This window comes from Paenibacillus sp. WC2504 (assembly GCF_052682475.1).
In genome coordinates this window covers 4,827,725-4,853,888 of sequence record NZ_JBQZFH010000001.1, presented here as the reverse complement: position 1 = coordinate 4,853,888, position 26,164 = coordinate 4,827,725, and the positions used below count along the sequence as shown (strand labels likewise).

At 43.5% G+C, this 26,164-nt stretch carries 20 protein-coding genes; 17 read left to right on the top strand and 3 right to left on the bottom strand.

Translation table 11 applies throughout. The features are described 5' to 3' along the window. Window positions 1-96: 96 nt before the first annotated feature. The 3 genes from ACUN27_RS21960 (at window position 97) to ACUN27_RS21950 (ending at window position 3,224) form a co-directional block, all read left to right on the top strand. Window positions 97-507 carry a MerR family transcriptional regulator gene (locus ACUN27_RS21960; RefSeq protein WP_127451665.1) on the top strand — a complete coding sequence of 137 codons (411 nt, stop codon included), beginning with the start codon at window positions 97-99 and terminating at the stop codon, window positions 505-507. Between the two features lie 38 nt (window positions 508-545). Then, a complete protein-coding gene (gene glnA / locus ACUN27_RS21955; RefSeq protein WP_315949483.1) occupies window positions 546-1,886 on the top strand; it encodes a type I glutamate--ammonia ligase in 1,341 nt (446 codons plus the stop codon). Window positions 1,887-1,985: 99 nt separating this feature from the next. Further along, window positions 1,986-3,224: an aminopeptidase gene (locus ACUN27_RS21950; RefSeq protein WP_445559605.1), complete on the top strand. Its 1,239-nt coding sequence runs from the start codon at window positions 1,986-1,988 to the stop codon at window positions 3,222-3,224. Window positions 3,225-3,436: 212 nt separating this feature from the next. Here ACUN27_RS21950 and lexA read toward each other — a convergent pair whose 3' ends face one another. Then, window positions 3,437-4,054, bottom strand: a complete 618-nt coding sequence (gene lexA / locus ACUN27_RS21945) for a transcriptional repressor LexA (protein ID WP_127451671.1) — start codon at window positions 4,052-4,054, stop codon at window positions 3,437-3,439. Between the two features lie 147 nt (window positions 4,055-4,201). Here lexA and ACUN27_RS21940 point away from each other — a divergent pair, with 147 nt between their 5' ends. The 3 genes from ACUN27_RS21940 to ACUN27_RS21930 all read left to right on the top strand — a co-directional run bounded on the left by ACUN27_RS21940 (window position 4,202) and on the right by ACUN27_RS21930 (window position 5,755). Continuing rightward, entirely contained in the window at window positions 4,202-4,594 is a 393-nt protein-coding gene (locus ACUN27_RS21940) for a LysM peptidoglycan-binding domain-containing protein (protein ID WP_315949560.1), read from the top strand. Between the two features lie 140 nt (window positions 4,595-4,734). After that, window positions 4,735-4,917 (top strand): DUF896 domain-containing protein, encoded by a 183-nt coding sequence (locus ACUN27_RS21935; protein WP_145655075.1) that lies wholly within the window; start codon window positions 4,735-4,737, stop codon window positions 4,915-4,917. Window positions 4,918-4,960: 43 nt separating this feature from the next. Next, window positions 4,961-5,755 carry an HAD family hydrolase gene (locus tag ACUN27_RS21930; protein WP_445560656.1) on the top strand — a complete coding sequence of 265 codons (795 nt, stop codon included), beginning with the start codon at window positions 4,961-4,963 and terminating at the stop codon, window positions 5,753-5,755. Window positions 5,756-5,828: 73 nt separating this feature from the next. Here ACUN27_RS21930 and ACUN27_RS21925 read toward each other — a convergent pair whose 3' ends face one another. Then, a complete protein-coding gene (locus tag ACUN27_RS21925; RefSeq protein ID WP_326063118.1) occupies window positions 5,829-6,368 on the bottom strand; it encodes a 1,2-dihydroxy-3-keto-5-methylthiopentene dioxygenase in 540 nt (179 codons plus the stop codon). Between the two features lie 217 nt (window positions 6,369-6,585). Here ACUN27_RS21925 and metH point away from each other — a divergent pair, with 217 nt between their 5' ends. The 10 genes from metH to ACUN27_RS21875 all read left to right on the top strand — a co-directional run bounded on the left by metH (window position 6,586) and on the right by ACUN27_RS21875 (window position 18,498). After that, window positions 6,586-10,023, top strand: coding sequence for a methionine synthase (gene metH, locus ACUN27_RS21920; RefSeq protein WP_445559604.1), 3,438 nt, complete (start codon window positions 6,586-6,588; stop codon window positions 10,021-10,023). Between the two features lie 109 nt (window positions 10,024-10,132). Then, entirely contained in the window at window positions 10,133-11,062 is a 930-nt protein-coding gene (gene rnz / locus ACUN27_RS21915; RefSeq protein ID WP_315949563.1) for a ribonuclease Z, read from the top strand. A 252-nt stretch (window positions 11,063-11,314) separates the two neighbouring features. Beyond that, the gene (locus tag ACUN27_RS21910) at window positions 11,315-11,698 is read left to right on the top strand and encodes a CidA/LrgA family protein (RefSeq protein WP_445559603.1); all 384 of its coding nucleotides are present in this window, start codon (window positions 11,315-11,317) and stop codon (window positions 11,696-11,698) included. Next, complete coding sequence (locus ACUN27_RS21905) at window positions 11,688-12,377, top strand: LrgB family protein (RefSeq protein ID WP_445559602.1); 690 nt, start codon at window positions 11,688-11,690, stop codon at window positions 12,375-12,377. The genes ACUN27_RS21910 and ACUN27_RS21905 overlap by 11 nt, the downstream gene beginning before the upstream one ends. 160 nt (window positions 12,378-12,537) lie before the next feature. Then, on the top strand, window positions 12,538-13,308 hold the full coding sequence (locus ACUN27_RS21900; protein WP_445559601.1) for a GNAT family N-acetyltransferase: 771 nt from the start codon (window positions 12,538-12,540) through the stop codon (window positions 13,306-13,308). 16 nt (window positions 13,309-13,324) lie between these two features. Beyond that, window positions 13,325-14,269 carry a lysophospholipid acyltransferase family protein gene (locus tag ACUN27_RS21895; RefSeq protein ID WP_326063121.1) on the top strand — a complete coding sequence of 315 codons (945 nt, stop codon included), beginning with the start codon at window positions 13,325-13,327 and terminating at the stop codon, window positions 14,267-14,269. Between the two features lie 31 nt (window positions 14,270-14,300). Beyond that, a complete protein-coding gene (locus ACUN27_RS21890) occupies window positions 14,301-15,296 on the top strand; it encodes a metal-dependent hydrolase (protein WP_315949568.1) in 996 nt (331 codons plus the stop codon). A gap of 211 nt (window positions 15,297-15,507) precedes the next feature. Continuing rightward, entirely contained in the window at window positions 15,508-16,077 is a 570-nt protein-coding gene (locus ACUN27_RS21885) for a type IV pilus modification PilV family protein (protein WP_445559600.1), read from the top strand. Further along, window positions 16,061-16,606 (top strand): PulJ/GspJ family protein, encoded by a 546-nt coding sequence (locus ACUN27_RS21880; RefSeq protein WP_315949573.1) that lies wholly within the window; start codon window positions 16,061-16,063, stop codon window positions 16,604-16,606. The genes ACUN27_RS21885 and ACUN27_RS21880 overlap by 17 nt, the downstream gene beginning before the upstream one ends. Before the next feature lie 11 nt (window positions 16,607-16,617). Further along, window positions 16,618-18,498, top strand: coding sequence for a hypothetical protein (locus ACUN27_RS21875; protein WP_445559599.1), 1,881 nt, complete (start codon window positions 16,618-16,620; stop codon window positions 18,496-18,498). Between the two features lie 53 nt (window positions 18,499-18,551). On the opposite strand, the gene ACUN27_RS21870 is transcribed toward ACUN27_RS21875, so the two are convergent. Continuing rightward, window positions 18,552-24,128 carry a DUF5057 domain-containing protein gene (locus ACUN27_RS21870; protein ID WP_445559598.1) on the bottom strand — a complete coding sequence of 1,859 codons (5,577 nt, stop codon included), beginning with the start codon at window positions 24,126-24,128 and terminating at the stop codon, window positions 18,552-18,554. Between the two features lie 364 nt (window positions 24,129-24,492). On the opposite strand from ACUN27_RS21870, the gene ACUN27_RS21865 reads away from it, so the two are divergent. Further along, window positions 24,493-26,157 carry a GspE/PulE family protein gene (locus ACUN27_RS21865; protein WP_445559597.1) on the top strand — a complete coding sequence of 555 codons (1,665 nt, stop codon included), beginning with the start codon at window positions 24,493-24,495 and terminating at the stop codon, window positions 26,155-26,157. Window positions 26,158-26,164: the final 7 nt, after the last annotated feature.

Genomic DNA, 26,164 nt, shown 5'->3' with positions numbered 1-26,164 from the left:
AAAATAAGTCTGTGAACAAACCTTACACTCCTTGACACGTTTTTGTTACTTAGGTACAATATAGGAGAGGTACTTAACTTTGCAGGAGTGATTAGCATGAGTGATGAAATACGTAGAAATATGGCGTTATTCCCTATCGGGATCGTCATGAAGCTGACGGATCTAACCGCAAGACAAATTCGATATTACGAGCAGCATGAGCTTATTATTCCAGCCAGAACAGGCGGCAATCAACGACTTTACTCCTTTAATGATGTTGAACGACTACTTGAAATTAAAGATTTGATTGAAAAAGGCGTGAACATCGCAGGGATCAAGCAGGTGCTCATCCCCGTCGATAAAGATTCGGAAGATGCTACGATTTTGAACGAGCATACGGAAGTTAAACGTAAGGAACTAACCGACTCCCAACTGCACAAAATGCTTAAACAGCAGTTGATAGGCGGGGGCAAGCGTCCGGATCAGGTTTCCCTCATCCAAGGACAGCTTTCCCGTTTTTATAAATAACACTCCGTAAGCGCTTGTAAAATGAGAGGAGAATGAACGTGACTTACAACAACAACTATACCAAAGAAGATATTTTGCGCATTGCTAGAGAACAAAATGTTCGCTTCATTCGCTTGCAGTTTACGGACTTGATGGGAAGTATCAAGAACGTTGAGATTCCTTTCAGCCAGCTTGAAAAAGCGTTAGACAACAAAATGATGTTTGACGGTTCTTCCATCGAAGGTTATGTGCGTATTGAAGAGTCTGATATGTACCTGTACCCGGATTTGGATACATGGGTGATCTTCCCTTGGGTAACGGAAAGCAAAGTGGCTCGCTTGATCTGCGATATCTATTTGCCGGATGGGCGTCCATTCCCTGGCGATCCTCGCGCTATCTTGAAAACAGCGCTGAAGCAAGCGGAAGAACTCGGCTACACAGCGATGAATGTTGGTCCTGAACCGGAGTTTTTCTTGTTCAAAACCGATGAAAAAGGTAATCCGACGACTGAACTGAACGATCAAGGCGGATACTTTGATTTGGCTCCGATGGATCTCGGTGAAAACTGCCGTCGCGATATCGTGCTAACGCTGGAAGAAATGGGCTTTGAGATTGAAGCATCTCACCATGAAGTAGCTCCTGGTCAGCACGAAATCGACTTCAAATATGCGGATGCGATTAAAGCGGCCGATCAAATTCAAACGTTTAAACTCGTTGTCAAAACCGTTGCTAGACAGCATGGTCTACATGCTTCCTTTATGCCTAAGCCATTGTTCGGCATGAACGGTTCTGGCATGCACTGTCACCAATCCTTATTCAAAGGTGAAACCAATGCGTTTTACGATGAGTCCGACAAGTTAGGTTTAAGTAATGTTGCAAGACATTATATGGCAGGTGTACTTCGCCATGCCCGTTCCTTTGCAGCGATTACGAACCCTACGGTTAACTCCTATAAACGTCTCGTACCTGGCTACGAAGCACCTTGTTACGTCGCATGGTCTGCGAGCAACCGTAGTCCGATGATTCGTATCCCGGCTTCCCGCGGCTTAAGCACGCGCGTTGAAGTTCGTAATCCGGATCCGGCTGCGAACCCATACTTGGCGCTTGCTGTTATGCTTGCGGCTGGCCTGGACGGCATCAAAAACAAAATGCAGCTGCCTCCTCCAACGGATCGTAACATTTATGTGATGACGGAAGAAGAGAGAGAAAGCCAAGGCATTCCAAGCTTGCCACTCAACTTGAAACAAGCTTTGGACGAGCTGCTGCGCGATGATGTTATCTGCGACACATTAGGCGAACATGCTTTAGCACATTTCTATGAGCTCAAAGAAATCGAGTGGGATATGTACCGCACCCAAGTACACCAATGGGAAAGAGATCAATATCTGTCCTTGTATTAAGATCATTAGCAACGTTTGAAAACTAGATAAGATAGCCCGTCATGATTCAGGCGCGTCCTGAACTGATGGGCTTTTTCATGCGAAGGAGCAGGAACTCATATGGATAACTTTTTAGTCAACTTAGAGAAATATGCGGAATTAGTGGTAAAAATTGGCGTTAATTTGACCAAAGGTCAAGACCTAATGATTGAGTCGCCGATCGAATGCTTGGACTTGACGCGCCTCATTGTTAAGAAGGCTTATGAGGCTGGAGCGAACTATGTGCAGGTGAATTGGCAAGATGATTTCCTGACGCGTGCGCGCTTAGAGACGGCTCATGATGATGCACTCGACTACTACCCAGTGTGGTACACGGATATGTTGGAGCGTTTTGTTGAGAATGGCGGCGCACTTCTGAATATTAAGGTGCCGGATCCAGATTTGTACGCCGGCATTGAACCTGGTGTGATTTCCAGAGCTTCCAAAGCTATGGCAACAGCACGGTCAAAATATCAAAAATATGTAAGAACGAGCACGTTCAGCTGGTGCTTAATTAAAGCTCCGACTGCTGCTTGGGCTTCCAAAGTGTACGCGGATCTTCCTGAAGAAGAGCGGATGGATGCGATGTGGGACGCTATTTTCCGGTTCAATCGTGTGTATGAAAACGATCCGGTTAGCGCATGGCGTGCACATATTGAGCAGTTGAAGCGCGTTCGCAAGGTGCTGAACGATAAGCAATATGCAGCGTTGCAATATCGGGCCGCTGGGACAGATTTGCGCGTAGAGCTGCCAGATGGCCATATTTGGCTTGGAGGGGATAAGGCGAACGCAAGAGGGATTCGCTTTGTTGCGAATATGCCGACGGAAGAAGTATTTACGATGCCCAAACGGACAGGTGTTAACGGGACGGTTACAAGTACCATGCCGCTGAATGTGAATGGCGCATTGGTTGATAAGTTTTCGTTCAAGTTTGAAGATGGTAAGGTCGTAGATTATAAAGCAGAGGTCGGCCATGAGCATTTGACCAGGTTATTGGAAATGGACGAAGGGGCTCGCTATTTAGGCGAAGTCGCACTTGTTCCCTATGATTCGCCGATATCCAATCTAAAACGGATTTTTTACAATACAGGCATTGATGAAAATGCCTCTTGTCACCTTGCTTTGGGCAGCTGTTATCCGATCAATATGAAGGATGGGGCTTCTTTATCCAACGAGGAGCTGAAAGTAAGAGGCGGGAACACAAGTCTTATCCACGTGGATTTCATGATTGGGACGGCTGATCTTGAGATTGACGGTGTGCTTCAGGATGGCAGTTTGGAGCCTATTTTCCGTCAGGGGAATTGGGCGCTTGCGTTTTAGAAAAAGCGTGAGTAAACACGAACCTTTGACCAGTAAAAAAAACGAGGGACAAAATGTCCTTCGGTTTTTTTGTTCTATAGGGGGAACTAAACTCCCTTATTTGTAAGAAAAAGCACCTTTTGGAGACGCCTTAGCTGGATTTGGGATTGGTGTGTACAAATGCTACACAAAAAGGACCGTCAGGATAGTTCACCTGACGGTCCTTCTTAGTCTTACATATCGCGGAATAATCCAATGACACGCCCTAGAATCGTAACATTTTTCAAGAGAATTGGCTTCAAAGCAGAGTTTTCCGGTTGAAGACGGATATGATCCTTCTCTTTGTAAAAACGTTTGACCGTAGCTTCGTCGTCTTCCGTCATCGCGACAACGATGTCACCGTTGTTCGCTGTCTGTTGCTGCTTGACGATGACATAATCGCCGTTATGTATGCCGGCTTCGATCATACTGTCTCCCATGACGCTAAGCATAAACACATTGTTATCTCCGACCATGCTGACTGGAAGAGGGAAGTAGTCTTCGATGTTCTCTGTCGCCGTAATCGGCACCCCAGCGGTTACTTTACCTACGAGCGGAACACGTGCAACGGAAACAGCGAAATGAGTCTCGGCACCGTCTAAGCCAAGAATCTCGATAGCCCGAGGTTTTGTTGGATCTCGACGAATCAAACCTTTCTTCTCAAGACGCTCCAAATGCCCGTGAACGGTTGAACTGGAGGCTAGTCCGACAGCCTCGCCGATCTCACGTACGGAAGGCGGGTAACCCTTATCTTTCACTTCGTTCTTAATGTATTCTAAAATAGCTTGTTGACGCTGTGAAATCTTACTCAATAGTTATCACTCCAATACTGGGAATCATTACCCAAAGTATAACATAGAACCCGAGTTCGTACAAACATAAGTTCGAATAAATCGTTGACTCAAACGTATGTTCGTGTTATTCTAAAAACAGAACAAATGTTTGGGGGATGATTACTCATGTATATGGCCTACTCACACACTACAAATTCACGCACACCTCATAGATTAACTACCGCGTCCAAAGGGATTGCAAGCAAATTACGCAATACGAAAACAATCATTCGGTTTCTTTTCATTGCATTAATTCTGGGGACTGTGTTCTCATTCGGTGCCATGGTACAAGCTTATGCAGCGGCGTCTTCGCCGACGAGCAGCTTATCAAATCACGCTGAGACCAAGAAAGTTATTCAGGAGCAAGTTGTCATTCAAGAGGGGGATACGCTCTGGGGCATTGCGACAGCTCATAAGAAAAATGGAGAGAACATTCGTTCTTATATAGATGAGATTAAGACGAAAAATCATTTAACTACGAGCTCCTTGAAAGAAGGACAGGTTTTATTGCTCCCTTAATCATTGCTTTCCTATGGAATGGAAATAGACTAATAGAGGCTAGGAATTATTCCTATGCCTCTTTTTGTTGTTTTCTTGACATTCCACTAGAGGGATGGCAAAGTAATAGTCATATTGAATTTTTGAACTGGAGGATCACTATGAGTGACAGTATGGAAAAAAACATCGAACGCATTAATGAGCTTGCTCGTAAAGCGAAAACCGTTGGCTTAACGGATGCGGAAATCGATGAACGAAATGAACTGAGAAAAAAATATATTGAGGCTTTCCGAGGCAATCTTAAAGTTCAACTTGATTCCATCAAGTTCACGGACGAAGAGTAGTTGCTTTTTCACATAGAAACAACATTCAAAGGGGAAATGAATGATGACGTTGAAGGCTGTACTTTTTGATTTAGACGATACGCTCTTGTGGGATGACCGCAGTGTACAAGAAGCTTTTGAAGCTACTTGCGCGGAAGCAGCCAAACACGCGGCGGTGAATCCAGTAGAATTGGAAGCCGCTGTTCGTAAAGAAGCCCGTGCTTTATACGAATCCTATGAACCTTTTCCGTTCACCAAGATGATTGGTATTAATCCGTTTGAAGGACTTTGGGCTAATTTCACGCAAGGTGAAAATGAGAATTTTCGCAAGTTGGAAGCATTAGCGCCAGGCTATCGCACGGAAGCGTGGACCCGTGGACTTCGCGCGTTAGGCGTAGAAGATTCAGAGCTAGGCTACAAGCTCGGCGAGCTTTTTCCTGCTGAACGCCGCAAGCGACCATACGTTTATGAAGAAACGTTCCGTGTGTTGGATGCATTGAAGGGTAACTACAAGCTGCTTCTCCTAACAAACGGATCGCCTGATCTTCAAAAAGAAAAATTAGCTGGCGTACCAGCTATTACGTCCTATTTCGATCATATTGTCATTTCCGGGGAATTTGGTGTGGGTAAACCGGACGTTTCTATTTTCCACCATGCGCTGGAACTTCTGGGGATCAAACCGGAAGAAGGGATCATGATCGGTGATAAATTGACGACAGATATCCTTGGTTCCGGACGTGTAGGCATGCGCAATATTTGGATCAATCATCATGGGCTACAAAGTGGAGACGAGATTGTTCCTGCTAATGAGGTATCGCGCTTAGAGGAAGTTTTACAGATTATCGCTAATGCTGAATAGAGCATAACGAAAAGCCCAACGGCGGTTTGGACAAGGAGTCCTGCGCTGTTGGGCTTTCTTCTAAGATAAAGTATTAGGCTTTGATGAAAGTAGGATCTTCCACGTTATAAGCGACCCATCCATCTTTTTCAATGAAAAGACGTACGGCAACGATTTGACGATTATCCATCAATGTAAAGAAGTGGTTCGTGTTCTCAGGAACCGAGATGACATCTCCTGGCTCAAGTTCAACATCGAAATAACCGAGTTCCTCGGATTTAATGATGAAGATCCCTTTACCAGAAACGATAGCGCGAATCTCATCTTCTGTGTGTGTATGAACTTGCTCAAACTTCGTAAGCAGTTCTTCGATATTCGGTGTAGCATCGGAAAGGGAGATAACATCCCAGATTTCGTAACCGCGTCTAGCCGCCAAATCACGGATTTCCGGCTCATAAGTGCTGATGATTTGAGCTTTCTCTTCATCATTTAGTACGAATTTCTCGCGCAGTTCTTCAGGAAGCTTGTTCGCATCCCAATGTTCATATACAACTTCTTGGCTATCCAAGAAGGCTTTGACTTGCTCTTCGCCTTCGATTCGTTCATTCGTATTGCGAATTCTAATTTGTGCCATGCAGCATCCCTCTTTCTTAGTAAATATACTTGTATTATAGTGGAAATGGTGTGCGCTGTCGATGCAAGATCATAAGTTTACCCGATAAAACCTATAGGTTTTTATGATAATTCAAAATCTTTTCATAGAAGCCGTATTCTGTTACACTAAATCTTAACATAATTTGTCGATTATTTATTATCTATCGCTTCAGGATAAGTTGAAAGGGAGTCATTTCATGTCTAAACCACCGATTCAAGAGCAGCTAAAGAAAAAGATCATGATCCTCGATGGCGCCATGGGTACCATGATTCAGCAAGAGAATTTAACAGCTGAAGATTTCGGAGGCGATGATTTAGACGGCTGTAATGAAATTCTATGCGTAACTCGCCCGGATGTGATTCGTAAGATTCATGAAGCTTATTTCGCCGCAGGCGCGGATATGATCGAAACGAACACATTTGGAACGACAAGTGTAGTACTTGCCGAGTATGATTTGCAAGACCGTCACCGCGAGTTGAATCTCGCTGCAGCCAAGTTGGCGATCGAGGCAGCAAACAAATATTCAACGCCGGAATGGCCGCGATATGTCGTAGGCGCTATGGGGCCAACGACCAAAACGTTATCAGTGACCGGAGGCGTCACGTTCGACCAGCTGGAGGAAAGCTATTACGAACAAGCTTTAGCGTTATGTGAAGCTGGGGTCGATGCGATTCTTCTGGAAACATCGCAAGATACACTGAATGTGAAAGCGGGAAGCATTGGTATTCGTAGAGCTTTCGAGAAGTTGGGCTTCGAGCTTCCGATTATGATCTCGGGAACGATTGAACCAATGGGAACAACACTTGCTGGGCAAAATATCGAGTCGTTCTATATTTCACTTGAGCATTTGAAACCTATTTCTATGGGATTGAACTGTGCTACAGGCCCTGAGTTCATGCGGGATCACATTCGAACGCTGGCGGGTATTGCGGAGACCGCAATCAGCTGTTATCCCAACGCCGGATTGCCGGATGAGAATGGTCATTATCATGAATCGCCGGAATCCTTGGCCAAGAAAATGGCCGGTTTCGCCGAGCAGGGCTGGCTTAATATTGCCGGCGGATGCTGTGGAACAACACCTGAGCACATTCGTGCTATGGCTGAAACACTTAGCGTTTACAAACCTAGAATGGAATATGGGACACATTTACCCGCTGTTTCGGGGATTGAAACCTTATTTATCGAACCTGAGAACCGTCCCATCATGGTTGGTGAACGAACGAATATTTCGGGCTCGCGTAAATTCAAGCGCTTGATTAAAGAAGGCAAATTTGAAGAAGGTTCGGAAATTGCGCGTAATCAAGTGAAAAACGGAGCACACATCATCGATATCAACTTGCAGGACACGGATATTGATGAGGCTTACGCGGTAGAAGAGTTCATGCAGCAGGTGGTCAAAAAGGTGAAGGTGCCTTTAATGATTGACTCCACGTATGATCACATTATCGAGCTAGGGCTTAAATATTCGCAAGGTAAAGCGATTATTAACTCCATTAACCTCGAAGATGGCGAATCGAAATTTGCCGGGATTTTACCTCTTATTCATCGATATGGCGCGGCGGTTGTTTGTATTCTCATTGATGAACGGGGCCAGGCTGTATCGCGCGAAGCGAAGATTGAAGTAGCAACGCGTGCTTATGAATTGCTAACTGAGAAATACGGGATGAATCCGGAGGATATCATTTTTGATCCAAATATGTTCCCTGTCGGTTCGGGAGATCCGCAGTATATCGGTTCTGCAGTGGAAACAATCGAAGGAATCAAGCTGATTAAAGAGAAATATCCAAGAGCCAAAACCATTCTTGGTTTGAGTAATATCTCATTCGGATTACCGGATGCTGGACGCGAAGTGTTGAACTCGGTTTATTTGTACCATTGTACAAAAGCCGGCCTTGATTATGCGATTGTGAACACAGAGAAGTTGGAGCGTTATGCCTCTATTTCAGAGGAAGAACGTCAACTGGCTGAGGAACTGATTTACAATACGAATGATGAGACTTTGGCGAAATTTGTCGCACATTTCCGTGAGAAGAAGGTCGAGAAGAAGGAGAAGATCTCCAATCTGACCTTGGAAGAGCGCCTTGGTTCTTATGTGGTAGAAGGCACGAAGGAAGGGTTAATTCCAGATCTGGAGATTGCGCTGCAAACTTATTCACCTCTTGAAGTCATTAATGGACCGCTTATGAGAGGGATGGAGGAAGTAGGCCGCCTTTTCAATGGAAATGAATTGATTGTTGCTGAAGTTCTTCAAAGTGCTGAGGTCATGAAAGCATCCGTTAGTTATTTGGAACCTTTTATGGAGAAATCCGAAACAGCTGTCAAAGGTAAAATTATTTTGGCAACCGTTAAAGGTGATGTGCATGATATCGGTAAAAATTTGGTCGAAATTATTTTGTCGAACAATGGCTACAAGATTGTAAACCTTGGGATCAAAGTACCGCCTGAGCAAATTATAGAAGCACAGCGCAAAGAAAACGCAGATGCTATCGGTTTATCGGGTCTATTGGTAAAATCCGCTCAGCAGATGGTTATTACCGCACAAGATTTGCGTACTGCAGGTGTAGATGTGCCGATTCTGGTTGGTGGCGCCGCGTTGACACGGAAATTCACCAAAACTCGTATTCAACCGGAGTACGAAGGTGTAGTTCTCTATGCGAAGGATGCCATGGACGGTCTGGATATCGCCAATCGATTAAGCGATCCTGAGCAGCGTAAACGTCTCATCCAGGAGCTAAGAGAAAATCTGGAATCCGATGTTATGGATACAGGCAAGAAGGAAGAGAAACTGCCGCAGCTTACGCGCGTGAGTTCATCTGCTGTGTCCAAGGATTTGCCTGTACAAGTGCCGCAAGATACAGAGCGCCATATCATGAGAGATTACCCGATTAGCCATCTTATGCCTTATGTGAACATGCAAATGCTGCTCGGCCATCATCTCGGTCTCAAAGGGAAGGTTGAAGCCCTGCTTAGCGATAGGGATACGAAGGCCATGCAGCTAAAAGATACAGTCGATTCAATTCTGTACGCTGCTCAAAATAACGGGATCATTAAAGCGCATGGTATGTACCGTTTCTTCCCGGCGCAATCAAGCGGAAACGATGTGATTGTCTACGATCCGCAAGATCACAGCAAAGTTCTTGAGACCTTCACGTTCCCGCGTCAAGACAAAGAACCGTATCTGTGCTTAGCTGACTATTTGAAGTCCGTAGAGAGCGGTCAGATGGATTATGTAGGCTTCTTGCTTGTGACAGCTGGGCATGATATTAATGAGCTGGCTAGGGAATGGCGTGATAAAGGGGATTACTTGAAATCCCATGCACTGCAAGCGACTGCACTAGAAGTAGCGGAAGGCTTTGCAGAGCGCATCCACCATATTATGAGGGATGTATGGGGGATCGCAGATCGCGTCGATATGACGATGCAGGAGAGATTTGGAGCCAAATACATTGGCCAACGATTCTCATTCGGTTATCCGGCATGTCCGAATCTCGAAGATCAAGCCAAGCTATTCAATCTTCTGAAACCGGAAGATATTGGCGTTGAGCTGACAGAATCCTTCATGATGGAGCCGGAAGCGTCGGTATCGGCTATCGTGTTTGCCCACAAAGAAGCGCGTTATTTCAATGTAGGCTAAGAAAAGTTATGGCATAAAGCGAGGCAGCTTGCTCGAACACTATGTTCGGCAGCGACCTCGCTTTCCGTGTTACCAACTGTGATTTTCAGAGAGATTGGGGTTTTGGAACGTGGAACTTTATTTTTTGGGAACAGGGGCAGGCATGCCTTCCAAGCAGCGTAATGTTACATCGATTGCTCTTAACTTGCTGGATGAACGGGGGACCTATTGGTTATTTGACTGTGGTGAAGGCACCCAACAGCAAATTATGAACTCTCCCGTAAAGCTCGGGCGTACGGAGATGCTGTTCATCACACATTTGCATGGAGACCATTTATACGGACTGCCAGGCTTATTAACCAGCCGCTCGTATTTGGGTGGCGATACACCGCTTACGATGTTTGGCCCTCCGGGGCTCAAACGATTTGTTGACACGGCTCTTGAAGTTAGCGGCGCGCATCTGACCTATGCACTGAAGATTGTGGAAATCGAGGAGGAGGGACTCCTGTTCGAAGATGACACCTTCTTGGTTGAGACTGCGCGTTTGGAGCATCGCATCGAATGTTTCGGATATCGGATCATCGAGAAGGATCAACCCGGGAAGCTGATGTTGGATAAGTTGACGGAGCTAGGTATCCCCGCCGGGCCAATCTACGGGAAGCTTAAGCAAGGGCAGACGGTTCAGCTTGAGGATGGACGCACGCTGCATGGCGCCGATTTCTTGGGTGCGCCGATTCCCGGACGCATCGTCGTCATACTCGGTGATACGCGCTACTGCAGCGGGGCTCAGCTTTTGGCTCGAGGCGCCGATGTACTTGTACATGAGGCGACATTTGCTATGGATAAGCAGGAATTAGCTTATTCTTTCGATCATGCGACCTCAACGGATGCGGCGCGGATTGCACAGGAAGCAGGAGTGAATGCCTTGATCATGACGCACATTAGTTCGCGCTACCAAGGAGACGCTGTGCTGGAACTGCTGCAAGAAGCACAGCATCATCACAGCAACAGTCATATTGCCAAAGACTTTTGGAGCTTTGATGTGCCTCGAAAAGGATAAGCAACACGAGATGGGACTATTTCGGAAGGTCAGAATTGACCGAATGGATAGTCTCTTTTTTTATCCCGGTGGGTCTTGTCCATAGTCGGAAAAAGTCATTTTCGTAATTTTTGCTCATACACTATCCAAAAGGTGTGTAGACTGAGGTGACGAAATGGGGATTCCAGCAGCAGAAATACTGCTTTCTATCTTTATGTCCTCGATTTTTTATGTTATGTTAAGGGAAATACGAAATGCTTATAAAGATTCTGGATGAACCGGTTTTTGAGCGGAAAGGGAGACAACATGCTTGGTTTTGCGATTTTATTAGCTTTTAATTTCATAGGGTATGTAATCCAAATGGGCCTGCACCTGCCGCTACCTGGCAACGTGATCGGGCTCATACTATTTACAGCGGCTTTATTCGCTAAGCTTGTTAAACTTGAATGGGTGGAAGAAGCCGCGTCGCTGCTGACCAGGCATATGATGCTTTTTTTTATCCCCTATACGGTGGGTATTCTCTTGTTTCTACCTATTATTGGTGCCAATCTGGTTGCGATATGTGGTGGCATCGTTGGTGCAACGGCCGTCGTGCTTATCGTTACGGGTTGGGTATCTTCCAAGCTAGGTAAGGAAGGGGAAAAATATGGCGGGTAATATGCTTCAGCATCCCTTATTCGGTTTAACTTTAAGCGTTCTGATTTATGCGTTCGCTAATGTGATGTATCAGCGATGGCGGTTTATGCATCCGCTTTTTGTATGTACAGGACTTATTATTCTTATTTTAGTTGGATTTCGAATTCCTTTTGAAGACTTTAAACGAGGGGCGGATGTTCTCACTCTTCTTCTTGGACCAGCAACCGTTGCTCTAGGTGTCCCGTTGTATAAATACAGATCCTTAATCCGATCCAATTTAAAGCGTGTTATGCTTAGCGTATTGGCAGGATCCATCACTGGTATACCATCGAGCGCAGCTATTGTTGGACTTCTTGGCGGCAGCCAGTCCATTATTCTTAGCATGCTGCCTAAGTCAGTTAGCTCGCCAATCTCGATTGAAATCGCTACGCGGTTAGGGGCGATCCCGGAGCTTACAGCCGTTCTGACGACAATGACGGGTCTGTTTGGAAGCATGTTTGGCACACGTTTGTTGAATTGGTTGAAGATAACAGACGACATCTCCATCGGGATTGCTTTGGGAACGGCCGCGCATGGCATTGGGACAGCGAAAGTCGTCAAAGATTCAGAGCAGCAGGGTGGTTTTGCCGGGCTGTCCATGGCGATCTGTGGCATCATGACATCCATTTTATTCATACCGATCTATTACTGGCTTCAATGACTTTGTGAATGAACAGGATAAACCGTATTTCGTCAAAGCGACGAATGCGGTTTATTTTCATTTTCCAAACATTACAATTTTTTTACAATACGAAAATGAAACCATAATAAACCTTTGCTACGATGGAACAGTGAGAATCCAGTGGAAAGGCGTGAAGAAGATGAGTGGACCCCTCCTGAATACGGCGCATCAGCAGGTCAAACTAGCGGTTAGGCTTGCAAGCAGCGCAGATGAAATTGAGCAGGCCATGAGACTAAGGTATCAGGTTTTCGTTGAAGAAGAGAAAAACATGCGAATGCTCAATGAGGAAGGTCTTGAAAAAGACGCTTATGATGCGTACTGCGATCATCTCATTGTGAAAGATTTGGACACAGATCAGGTTGTAGGTACTTACCGTCTGCTTCCAGGAGATCGTGCCCTCCAAGGTATAGGCTTTTATTCGGAGACCGAATTTAATTTAGCGGCTTATGCCGCATATAAAGAACAGACGCTAGAGCTAGGGCGCAGCTGCATTGCACCGGAGTATCGCGGCGGGAAAACGATTCAGCTTTTATGGGAAGGGATTGCCGGTTACATTACGGAGCGAAATTACACGCATTTAATTGGCTGTGCCAGTGTACATATGAGCAATTTAGAAGATTTAAATCTAATTTATACAATGCTGCTTCAAAAACAAGTCATTACCAACCGGTACGGTATCGAACCGTTAGCCACGCATCGGATATCCGGGCTTGCTCGACTGGAAGTTGATTGTAATGAAAAAGATGTGTTTCGTAAGCTGCCTCCACTTATGAAGGGGTATCAATGGCTCGGCGCTGAAATTGGCGGCGATCCGGCCTATGATGAGCTATTTGAGAGCGTTGATTTTTTCATCATTTTGGAAAAAGAGCGGGTTACAAGACGGTACAAACGTCATTTTCTAACAACGTAGGCAAGGAGGATTTGCTTTGTATGATTGGATCGCCAAACTAACTTCAGACGAACAAAAACTGGCGCGTATCGAACACAAGCTGCGAATCATTCCGCTTTGGGTTTTGCATGCGGTGTGTGCGTTTATCTCTTTTGTCGGTCATTTTGCTTTGCGTAGCTTAGTTAGACGAGTGGAACATAATATGGCCGATTTGCTTGATGAAAAGCCGAAACGAGCCATTCGTGCGATTTCCAAGAATTATATGGAAAATGTTGTGTTTACGCTTGTTGAGATTCTTTTCTTATCTAAGCGACTGTTAAAACTGCAAACGCATCATTTCGATGTGCTTGGCGAAGAGAACCTCCGAGAAGCTCAAAGCCGATCGAACGGAAAGGGTTTTATCGTCTATACGCCGCATATAGGCAACTTTTTTTATTACTATTGGTATTTGACCCGGAAATATGATTGTCTGACCGTCGCTTCAGCAGGCAGTCAGGAGCTTAGACCGCTTTATCTGAAATTTGCTGCCATGGGCTGCAAGGGACTGGATTATGACAGTGTCCCTCCTCTGGAGCTGTATCGGACCTTAAAGAAGCATTTGCAGAACGGTGGGGTCGTTTTTCTGCTCGGGGATTTCTGGCGCGCTTCCTTTCCGTTATCCCGTTTCTTCGGGAGGTTGACTCGCACGCCTGAGGGTGCGGCTATGCTTGCTCATGATTTGCGAATACCTATTGTACCTTTTTACGGGTATCGCACCCGCGGTTTCAACCACAAGCTCATTTTTGGTTCGCCTCTTGAACTGCAAGCTGAGTTATCCGGGCGTATCGCACGTGCTGAAGTGAACCTGCTGCTGAACGGTTTCATGGAGCGAGCCATCCGTGAGCAGCCGGGTTCTTGGTTTTATTGGTTCAATGTGCACGAACGTTGGGAAGAAACATCTGTCACAAATGCTGATCAAACGACATCATCTGAAGTAGGATAGCACTCAATGACAAAGGATGGGTGATTGACACATGGACACAGGAAGCCATTTATTGTTCGGCGTCACCTTAGCAGGACTCGCTTGTTTGGAGCCTGTCGTATCGCAAGATCCGAATTTGACCCATGCAATTCTGGCCGGAACGCTCATTGGATCACATGCCCCTGATTTTGATACGATCGCAAGAATCAAAGGGTATACGAACTATTTGCGTGTTCATCGAGGAATTACCCATTCCTTGCCGGCACTCTTTATTTGGCCGATTGTGCTCAGTTTGCCTCTTGCAGCTATCTTTGGGGTATGGGATCATTTGTTTAGCCTGTATATGTGGACTTTGTTGGCTGTTGTTTTTCATGTGTTTCTGGACTTATTTAACGTCTATGGCGTGCAGTGTCTCCGGCCGTTCTCTTCCAAATGGCATCATCTCGATACCCTCTGTCTTTACGAACCTTTCCTGTTCGTCCTGCATACCTTTGGCGTTCTTATTTGGATTTTAGTTTGGCACGGCAGCGGGGGGCTTCATATCGGGGAGATGTTCGCGTTGATATACGTGGCGACCTTCTTTTATATTGCCATTCGGAGCGAACAGCGGAAACGATTTGTTAAATTGGTGAAAAAGGAACTGAATCTGGAAGACGGAATATGCCATCTCATTCCCAGTCTCAGTTGGTTCCGTTGGCAATTCGTTATCGAGAGTGATACGCGGTTTTACTTGGGCGAAATTCGGGATGGTTCTGTCGTGACTGAAGTGGAATATAGCAAAATTGACTATAGCCAGGAACAGTCACACCCGATCGTGCAAGCTACCTTGGCTACAGATGGCGTCCGTGCCTTCCTGCACTTCGCGCAGCGCATTCATGTGTGCTGGACCGAGAAAACGGACGGCTATGAAGTGCAGTGGCGAGATGTCCGTTTTTGGCATCAACGAAAGCTTCCTTTCGGGGTCAACGTTCATCTGGATCGCGACATGAACGTGGTCAGCGACACGCTGGGATGGGATAAAAAAGCGTGGGACCCGCCTTATGTCTGAGGACGAGAACAACTTAAGAAGCTTTGCTCCTATAAGGGAGTGAGGCTTTTTTTACATTTCGGGAAAGGGACACAAATTGAGTCTGTTTGTCATTTTTTATGCAGGAAATCAGTGTTTGGAGTCGAAAATATGGTACAATAGTCCTATATTAAAAGTCCTATATTTGCAGATGCGTGACATATTGAAATTAATAATCTTAGGAGCATATGAGATGAATAGAAGAGAGCCCCGTGAAGAGGGATTTACGCTGATAGAGGTTTTGGCTGCGACGGTCATATTGTCTGTGGCTTCCATGGCGATGCTGGCGTTTTTCATTAACGCGATGTCGTATAACAAAGGGAATCAGAATAAAACGGTGATGGTGAATTTGGCTAGGAACGCTTTGTTTTATATGGAGAAGCAGAACTATGCTACGATACATAATTATTTTATTGATTCTAGTACGGGTGACCTAAAGGGTAATCTAGATATTTCACCCAAGAACTGCAGTACTAGAAATATTTGTGATAAACCTGATTTACAAAATTTATTTCTAAATCCGAATATGAAGCTCCTCTGGGATGTGCTTAACCCCAAGGTAAATGATATTGAATATCAAATATCCGTGTCTTATCAGGTAGATATTACAAATGAGTTGAAAGATGATCCTGTAAAAAAAGGGATGGCGAATTATTTGCTGCCTATTCATGTTGAAGTGACTGTCAAAGATAACAACGTGAATAACGGAAGAAATAAACCTGTCATTGTGGAGGGCTATATTGCAAATGAGTCGATTCGTTAACAGCATCAAAGAGCAAAAGGGTTACTCGCTGGTCGAGCTCATTGCTGCTTTAAGCATTTTCTCTTTGATAGCTGGATCCATTTATGGGGTGATTAATTTTGGTTTCAAAGCTTATGATCGAGTGAATGTCGAGAATTCTCTGCGGGATGAAGGCGATATCATTATGTCGGCGATTATGAGTGAGTTTTATACACAAGGCCCCGAAACCGTTGAGAATTTCAGCACGAACAGTGAAACGGAAAATGGCATTTTGATGCATATAAAAACAAACGATGTAAAAGGTGAGCATGTATCAGTTCGCCATGTGGTTGTTGACAACACGGACCATAAAGTTTACATCTATAACGATCAGAAAACGGCTAGCAGTGCTATAGAATTAAAATCTCAAGTTATGAGCGATTCTATGATTCACATTAACAGCTGTACAAATGGATGTACGAACGGGCTTATTAATGTCACATTGGAATTAAGTCAGACTTCTAAAGGAAGAGATCACAAGCTCAAGCTGCAAAGCCAGTTCGGTTTCTAAGGAGGAGTAGCATGTTTCGCGAGGAGCGCGGTTCAGCATTGCTGTTAGTTTTATTTATGGTTCTTATTTTTTCGATATTAGGTTTGGCTGTGTTGAGTGCAAGCATAGGCGGTGCAACAAGAACGGAGACGAAGCAAAAGGATGTTCAAAGTTTGCATTTGGCTGAGAAGGCGTTGAATGAGGCTGCTGCTTATATCATGTCCGATTTTGAAAGTCAGGATGGCGTTAACATTGATGAAGTTCAAAATAGGTTGGATGACATTACAGTGAAGTTAAATGGGAGAGCGACCAGTACTTTATTGGATCATGATGTAGGTGCAGCCAGAGGGAAAATACATAGTATCGAATTCAAAGAAAATAAAAAAGAGGACAGCTCGCTGAATTATAAAATTACGATTGATGCTGAAGCTACTGTGAATAATGTCACGCGTCTACTTACCCAGGATATTATTTTGGACACGTTTCCAGATTCACTGAAATATGCGATGGGTTCGGAAGGAACTGTGCTGATTAATGGATCGCCTTATATCATCGGGGATATTTATGCGGGAGAAGCATTAAAGGTCAAAAATGAAGCTGAATATTTGTACCTTGGTACGCCGTTATATCAGTCGACTAAATTCCCGAAGTTGGAGGGAAGCGCCTACGTTCAAAAGAATGCATCCGGGGACGGGTTAAATGCTTATTATTGTGAGACGGTAAGCGCAACAGTTTCTCAAACCAGTCCGCAATGTGACACACTTGAAAATGTCGGCAACAGCAATAGTGGTTATAAAAGTATTAGTGAAGAAGAGGGAGAGGGCGTAAAAACAATCAAAGAGGTGCTGACTAGCACGGATCCTGCGAATATTCATGTCAAAGATCAGAGCAAATTTGCAGGGATAGAAGTCAACGAAGCCTTCGTGGATAAAATGGTTCAGGCCATCGGGAAAGATATTGCAGATCCAGATGGACAAAGAATGAAGGTGAAGACGGCGTTGGCGTCCAGAGACAGTCTTACGGACTTGAGTCCATGGATGGAAATTATTGATCCGCTGGATGAAGTAGCGCCTGATCCTGCTAATGCTCCTAAGTATGCCGCCTATGAGGCGAAGAAGAGCAGTCTTATTAGCTTGTTTTCATCCGAGCTTGAGAATACGATAATGTATAATGGCAATTTAACGATAGATGGCGGCGAGGTATTCAGTAAATTGCTTTACAAAGAAAGTGTGAAAAACCCCGTTCCTGTTAATTTAAATAAAAGCAGCTGGTTCATTGTAAATGGTGATTTAACGATTAAAAATACGAATATAGATAAAGGCACCCTTGACATTAAAGCTAATATACTGGTTACAGGTAATCTATCTATACATAACACCGTTAATATGGATTCCACCATCTACACGTTAGGTAAAACGGAGATTGTGGATGCTTCTATTTTAGGTTTGAAGGGGCTAGATGGTGAGGAGAAAGAGTTAGTTCTTATTTCTAAAGGTGCTATTGATATTTATCGCGTCAATTCGTTTCTTGATATTAAAGAACCTTTTCAGTACGATTCGAAGTCACCTGGAAACAAACCGGTGGAGACGCATGGTGCTAATCCTCCAATCTTAAAAGCTTTTTTCTACACGGATAGTGATGCAACGATTTATGGGGTAGGTTCCGTATTTTGGGTATATGGCGGCTTTTTTGCCAAAGGTAACTTGACAGTCAATGCCATTCGTGGGAATGCTACAGGCGGAGTAGAAAGTATTAAAATGGATGATCAAACACAAGTCACCTCGGAGAATCAGTCGCGTCTTATTATCGATTATAACAGTAAGATTTTTGAGAATCAGAAGGTTGGTTTGCCACGTGTTTCTAAGGTAGGCTTGACTGTAGGGAAGAAAAAGCAAGTAACGGAGTTTAAATGATACTGGTAAAAAAAGAGGCTGTCCCAATGTGATTGGGGCAGCCTCTTAGCGTTTTAATATCTGTCGTCAAACTCGATGACGTTCACCGTAATTTCGTCTTTCACCGTTTCATCGTCTTTATTCGTGACGGTAATCGTTGTTGACCCTTGCTTGAAGCTGGTTACCAGGCCATTGGAGTCAACATCAGCGATAGTCGAACTACTACTTTTCCATTGTAATTGACCATTTAGGTCATTAATCCATTCTTTTTTCCACTTGTTTGGCGTAACGGTTAGATATTTAAGTAAGTCAAACGATCTTTGAGCAGTTGTACCTTTTGCGTATAAAGTGATCGTCGAATCAGGAAGTTCCAACTTCGTCAGGTCTTGCCTCACGTAAACAACTTTGGCTGCTGTTTTGGAAGGGAAGCCAGGGCCTCCAGCCACGTCTACTTTGATTTGGATAGTGCCTTTCTTAAGCCCTATGAGTGTTACAGTTTGCTTGTTGTCATCGCCAACAATGGCAGCCTCACCATTTTCTTCAGGTTCACTGATTAAGCTCCACTTAAACTCATTGTTTAATGCTGTTGAAGGATTCAAAGCAGCCTTCAGCACGATGGACTCACCTTTGTCCATTGTAATAACAGAGATGCCGCTCTCAACACCGTCGATCATCCTGACAATGGCTAAGGATTCGACGGAGACGCTAAAGCTTTGCTTATACGTGATGTCTTTATCCGTAACAATGCTGACCGTTCCTGTTACTACGCCAACATTTTTACCTGTAAAGTCTCTGGAATCTTCTGCAGACTTCGATACATTTGCAAAAGACTGATTAGGGTTATCTAAAGCCCATGCGAAAGTCTTAGCTTTCTGATGTGAAGATCTCAACCATGCCCGAAGCGTTGTTGTTCCGGAGATATTTACGACTTTATCTCCATCAAATTCGACAGTAGGTTGAGCAACGGTGATCTTAGCGGAAGCAATAACACTTTGATCAGTTTTCGAAATAATCGTTACTTGTGTTGAACCTTCCGATATTGCTTGATAATTGCCTGAGTTATCTACTGTCAGCACGTTCACATCCGTTGACTTCCAGATAACATCCGAATTCAATTCTAACGGAGGTGTAATGGATGGTGATAGGCTACCGCTTTGGCCGACGTCAACGGTTTGATCATTCAGTTGCAGTGAAATGACGGTTACTTTAAAGCTGGCATCGTAGGAACTCCCTTGATCAGTGACCATATGTACGGTTCCGTTAATGATCCCAGGTTGCTTTCCGGTAAGAGTTCTCGTTGGACTCCCATCTACGCCGGTGAAATCTGCTTTCAATTTATCCTCATCTGAAACATTCCACGTCGTATAAGTAGGTGTTTCATTGAATGAACTTAGAAGAACTTGAAGCGTAATGGGTTGACCACCAATAAAGAGTTTATCAGGCCCGTTAACAGAAATTGATGGCTGTATGACTGTAATCGTCGCTGTGCCGGATAGATTCGTGCCATCCGTCGTGGTTGCTTTAATTGTAGCTGTACCAACAGCTACCCCTCGAGTATTTCCGTTAGAGTCGACTGTGACCACGTTTGGATTGTTTGATTCCCATGTAAGCACTTTAATACTTGCATTTGTAGGCTCGAAATTTGGTGTTAGAACATAAGATTGATTAACACGAATCGTAGCATTGTCTATTCTTACAGAAGCCACAGGAACTGCTGTAACGTTAACACTGAAATTTTTGGAATAAGTGCTTCCAATATTTGTTCTAATTGTAACTGAGCCATTCACCGTTCCTGCTTTGACACCAGTTAATACACGCTTGTAATCACCATCTGTTACAAAACTCGCTTTATCCTGATCGGGTGAACTCCAAGTAACGGATGCTACAGTTTCATTAATTGTTGAAAAAGTAGCTTCTAATGTAATCTTCTCTCCAATATTTACCGAAGTTGGCCCATTAACTGTCAGTGAAGGTTTAACTACAGTAACGGTAGCATTGGCTGTCAGATTGGATCCGTCTGTGGAATTAATGATAACTTTCGCTGTTCCTTCAGCTACGCCTGTAATGTTCCCTGAACTGTCTACGGTAACCAGATCGGACCGGTCTGTGCTCCAGGTCAAGTTGAGATTATCAGCATCGGACGGTGTATAGTTTGAATTTAATTTGATGGTTTCGCCAACGCGAATACTAGCGCTCCCTACATTAATTGATGTTAAAGGTATGAATATTTTTACTGTGTAATCTTTGGAATAAGTATTTCCTTTATCTGTTACAACGGTAGCTGTTACAGTCACGGTGCCTTTTTGTACACCATGTAAGATGCCAGTAAATTTATCGCTTACCGTGAAGTTCGCTTTGCTGGAATTTGAAGAACTCCATCTGACAGAAGTTACGTTCTCATTCACGGTTACCAGTGCTGCTTGCAATGATATGTCTGCACCAACGGCCACTTCCGTCGGACCTGTGATATTCAAGCCTGGTTGGATGACAGAAACCACGGAGGTGGCGGTAAGTCCGCTTCCATCTTTCGCGACAGCCGTTATTTTTGCAGTTCCAGCACTGACACCTCGAATTTCACCACTTGCATTAACCGTAACGATGGTTGCCGCATCCGTTGTCCAAGTGAAGTCTTCGTTCTTTTGGTAGGTAGCATCACTAGGCATTACCTTTGGAATAAGTTTGGAAGTATCACCTTTTGCAATTGTGAGGTTATCCAACGTCAAGGAAGTTAATTTCGTAAAAGCGGTTATGACCTTATTCGAAAAGAGAACATTTTGATTTGCTGAAGCAAAATCCTTGTATTGCAGGTTAGCATTAGATAATGAGTAGTCTCCCGCTTTCGTTGGTTTAACAACGACGGTGAACAATGAGCTATTAGCTACAAATTGACTGCCTTCCCTGCGGTACGGAATTTCACCGATATCACCTTCAAGGGTAAAGCCGCTTGTTAATGAGCCTGTTTTCGTGAAACCTGTTGGTATTGTAACAATTTCTAAGTTGGCTGGGAAAGTTTCTTTATAATGCAAGCCTGTAATTTTTAAATCTTCAAGGTTCGTAGCCGCACTGTAAGGTTTTGCTGTTGGATTAATGATGTAATTTACAGTCACAGGACTATTAACTTCAATTTTTTCAGCAGATACCGTACGATCTGGCGTTAAACCAGTAGAAGTAATGACTTTGACGGCAACTTCCTTTGTTTCAAGAGCGCCTGCGGCGTCTTTGGTTGAGACTGAGATCGTCAAATCTCCGCCGCTTGCAGCTAGTGGATTAGGGAATGTTTTGGTGATTGTCTCACCTTTATTTGTCTCCGTATCCGCTAAAACTTTGACAGATTGATTAGTACCCGAACTGTCTTTGTAAGTAAAAGTAATGGATGAGGTCACTTTTTTATCATTTAAATCCAAATCATCGGGTTTGAAACTGACAGAAATTGAACTATTTGCTGAGATGTAATTCTTTAAAGATGCGTCGAAAGCTGCTGGAGATATGAGATCCAATGTAGGCTTATGATTTGAACCTATGAAAGCCCTGTACATCGTGTTTACGAACAGCTTTTGTTCCCAATCTGGAAAAGAGCTGTTTTTGGTTGTGTTTACAAAATTATGCCCCGTACCAGAATAGGTGACGTTCCCTTTGGAGTAGGTGTAATAATGATTCCAGCTATCTTCCACGTCACGAGGGCTGCCATTGATGTTGTACCAGGGAATAACCTTGGGATCGTTAAGATCCAGCCTAAAATACTGATCATGTGTTGTTGCCACGGATGGTGTCATTTCACTTATAAAGAAAGGAAATTCGGTTAGCAAACCTTCATTTATTTTTACAGTTGACGTTGATGTGTTAGGGGCATTGAGTCCCATATTCGTCATTGGACCGATTTGGCCAGTATCAGCTTGGAAATTAGTGATCCATGTTTGATTTCCTTGATAAACGGTATCATGGGTGAACATAACGCCTTGACCTGTAGCGATAAATGATTTAACAGCTGCAGCAGCTGTTGAAGAAATGTCTGCAGTTCCGTTATAAGAATCGTTAAAACCGAAAATCAACATATCGTATTTGCTATTTAATGTTTTGTATTCTGTAGAGTTAAAAGTATTGAAGTCAATGACTGAAATGTTGATATCATAATCGTCTGAATGCAAATAATTTTGTTTTAAGTTTGACTCTAAAAGTAGGCTGCTGGTCTTACTAGTCGATTGCGAGTTAGGAATAACTTGAAGTACCTTGATGGTTGGTGATTGGTCTTTATAACGGAAAACGCCTGCAGCCGAATCCTTCAGCTTGCCAGTACTAGTTTGATCAACGAGATCTAGACGCCAGTAATAGAGCCCTGAGTAACCTCTTGGAAGTGTGAAGCTTATAGTATTATTGGTGAGTGAAGTTACTGGGACCGTTTGTACTAAGTTGGAAGCATTGAATTTTAAGACACTATCGACACCTAAATATAAATTAGCTACCAAATTGCGCTGACCGATGTTTCTAACATTAGATACATTAAATGTATAGGTTAAAGTGTCGCCTGCTTTATACTTAATGTCACGATTTGAGCTGATTGTGTAGTCAGTCGGTTTGCTTGTCAGATTAAGTTGAGGGCGAACATTGGCATTTACAAGCAAGTTTGTCTTAGATATAAAGGCAGATGAACTTCCAATATCCGTGTCATTTACAAAAATAACGTTGCTTTTAGATGTTGTCGTATTGTAGGGATTAAATAAATTGTATAAATTTCCACTAGACTTAGAATAGTTACCATTGCTGTTTAAGTATCCTTGATACAAAGCACCGCGTTTCTTGGACGAGTCGCTATATACAATAACGGGTAGTCCTTTATTTATGTATTTGTCTGTAATTTCTGTTGCTTTGAGAGATGTAATGTCATTTTCAAGGAAACGAGTATCGTGGTTGCTTCCAGTCTCTGATGTAGGATTAAATAAGCTTTTTCCGAAGTAAATGGCATCGTATTTACCATCTAATTCATCGCGGAGCGCAACGAATTTTTTCATGCTCATTGTTTCTAGCTGAAAATCAGTATTTGTACCTAGTTTATCTTTTAAATCTGAAGTGAGTGTTTTCTCGTTAGAAGACTTTTCCAAATCTTTAATCTCAAGTATTTTCAATGGTTTGGTGAGATCGAAATAGGAAAATTGAAATTTTGTAAGCGTAGACGTGGAGTTGCTTTGCTCCACATTGATCTCACCGCTACTATCGTTCTCTAAACTGAGGTAGTAAGTTTTGAGATTTCCCGTTGGCTGGAAGGAGACCGAAGAGTCTGAGTTTGTAATCATTTTAAACTTCTGATTGGTACCAATCGTTTGGGAAGAGGCTTTTAAAGTATCCACACTATTAGACCCAATCATCACATATTTGGAATTTGCTCTTGATCTCAAAGCATAGATGCCTTCCCCTTGATCAACTAAATCAAACAAATCGGATACCCATGGATTCGTCTTATTAGCATAAAGTGAAGAACTGTTACTCGTATCTGTCGTTATATACTTACTGTTATTGACAGATTTCAGTGCTACGGTTACCGTGTCTCCGGCATCTGCTAGAACTGTTTGGCTCGGAAGACCTGTGAACCCGAACCAAGATATGGCCATGGATGTGATCAGTAAAAGACTGATCTTTTTTTGTATGGCTGAAAACATACATTTATCTCCTCCCGTAGACTTTCATATTGTTTTTATGATATGAGACTATTTTACTACTTTTTGGTCCTAAAAATATACAGTTTGTGTATATGATATCGAAAATATTTTAGGGGATTATAAGGAAGTTGACGAAAATAACATAATTTTAATGATTTTTTTTAAGAGGATTATGTGATACAGGGGACGAATTGTAATGTTTGTGGTAGTTTAGAACTAGATTAAGTGGAAATTCGACATGAAGAAATAAGAAAATAATACTAAAATGAACCATAATGTTGTATAATGATTTTTATCTTGCTTAAATTAGGTATTTAGTCCTATAATTTTCTTGGGCGAAATTAGTAATGGAGTTGATAAGGAAATGGCTCTTGTTAGGAAAAGATTGGGTGATTTGCTAGTAGAGAGCGGGATTATTTCAGAAACTCAGCTCCAAGAGGCACTTAAAGAACAAAGTAAAACAAAACAGAAGCTTGGGGACCTGCTGATTACGCAAGGATATATCACAGAGCAGCAATTAATTGAGGTTCTGGAGTTTCAACTCGGCATCCCCCATGTTAGCTTATTTAAATATCAGATTGATCCTGAAATAACGAAAATCATCCCTGAAAGCATGGCGAGACGCTACCAGGCCATTCCTCTTCATAAAGAGGGCGGGAAGCTCATGGTGGCTATGGCGGATCCGCTGGACTACTTTGCTATTGAAGAGATGAGAATGAGCACAGGGTATCGCATAGAACCGGCAATTACGAGCAGAGATGAATTGCAGCGTGCCATTGCCCGTCATTATGGACTTCAGGATTCAATGAGTCAAATGATGACAGATATGCCGACGACCGAAGATATCAAGGAAACTGAAATTACGGATGAGGATTCTCCAATCGTAAGGTTGGTCAATCAAATGATACAGCAAGCGGTTCAGTTAAAAGTGTCGGATATTCACGTTGATCCAGGTGAGACGAATCTGGTTATTCGCTACCGGGTTGACGGTCATTTAAGAACTGAACGTGTGATTCCAAAGCAAATGCAAGGTTTTATTACTGCGCGTCTGAAAATTATGGCTAAATTGAACATCGCCGAACGAAGATTGCCTAAAGACGGTAGAATCAAAATGCAAGTAGATTATAAGCATGTAGATATTCGTGTTTCCTCTCTTCCTACCATTCATGGTGAGAAAATAGTTTTACGGATTCTAGACTTATCAACCGGCGTTAAGCCTATTGAGCAGTTAGGATTCGGGGAGCGTAACATGGGTGTTTTTCGTGAAATGATTGAGCAGCCTTATGGGATTTTGCTTATCACAGGTCCTACTGGAAGCGGGAAAACAACGACGCTATACTCTGCACTAAGCCATTTAAATCAAGAGAATGCCAACATTATTACGATTGAAGATCCCGTAGAGTACCAATTGGAAGGTATTAATCAAGTGCATGTGAATCCGACGATTGGCCTCAACTTCGCCGCCGGACTTCGCTCCATTTTACGGCAGGATCCGAATATCGTCATGGTTGGTGAGATAAGGGACTCTGAGACAGCAGAAATTGCAATCCGTGCATCATTAACGGGGCACCTTGTACTGTCAACTCTACATACCAATGATTCCGTGAGTACGATTACTCGGTTTCGGGATATGGGTATTGAACCGTATTTGATTGCTTCGTCCCTAATCGGTGTTGTTGCACAAAGGCTTGTTCGTAGAATATGTTACGAATGCAAAGTGGTTTATACACCTACGGAGCAAGAACGGATCTTCATGAACAACAAAGGAATACATGCCGAAAAGCTTCACAAAGGCAATGGCTGCGGCAACTGTAATCGCACCGGATATCGCGGGAGGTTAGCCATCCACGAGATTCTCGTCGTGAACGATACAATGCGCCAGTTAATTAGCAACAAAGCTTCTGTGCAGGAAATGCGGGATGCTGCACTAAAGCATGGTCTGATTCAACTGATGGATGACGGGATTCAGAAAGTACGGCAAGGAATTACGACATTACAAGAAGTTATCAGAGAGACAGTTGCTTATTAACGAGAAA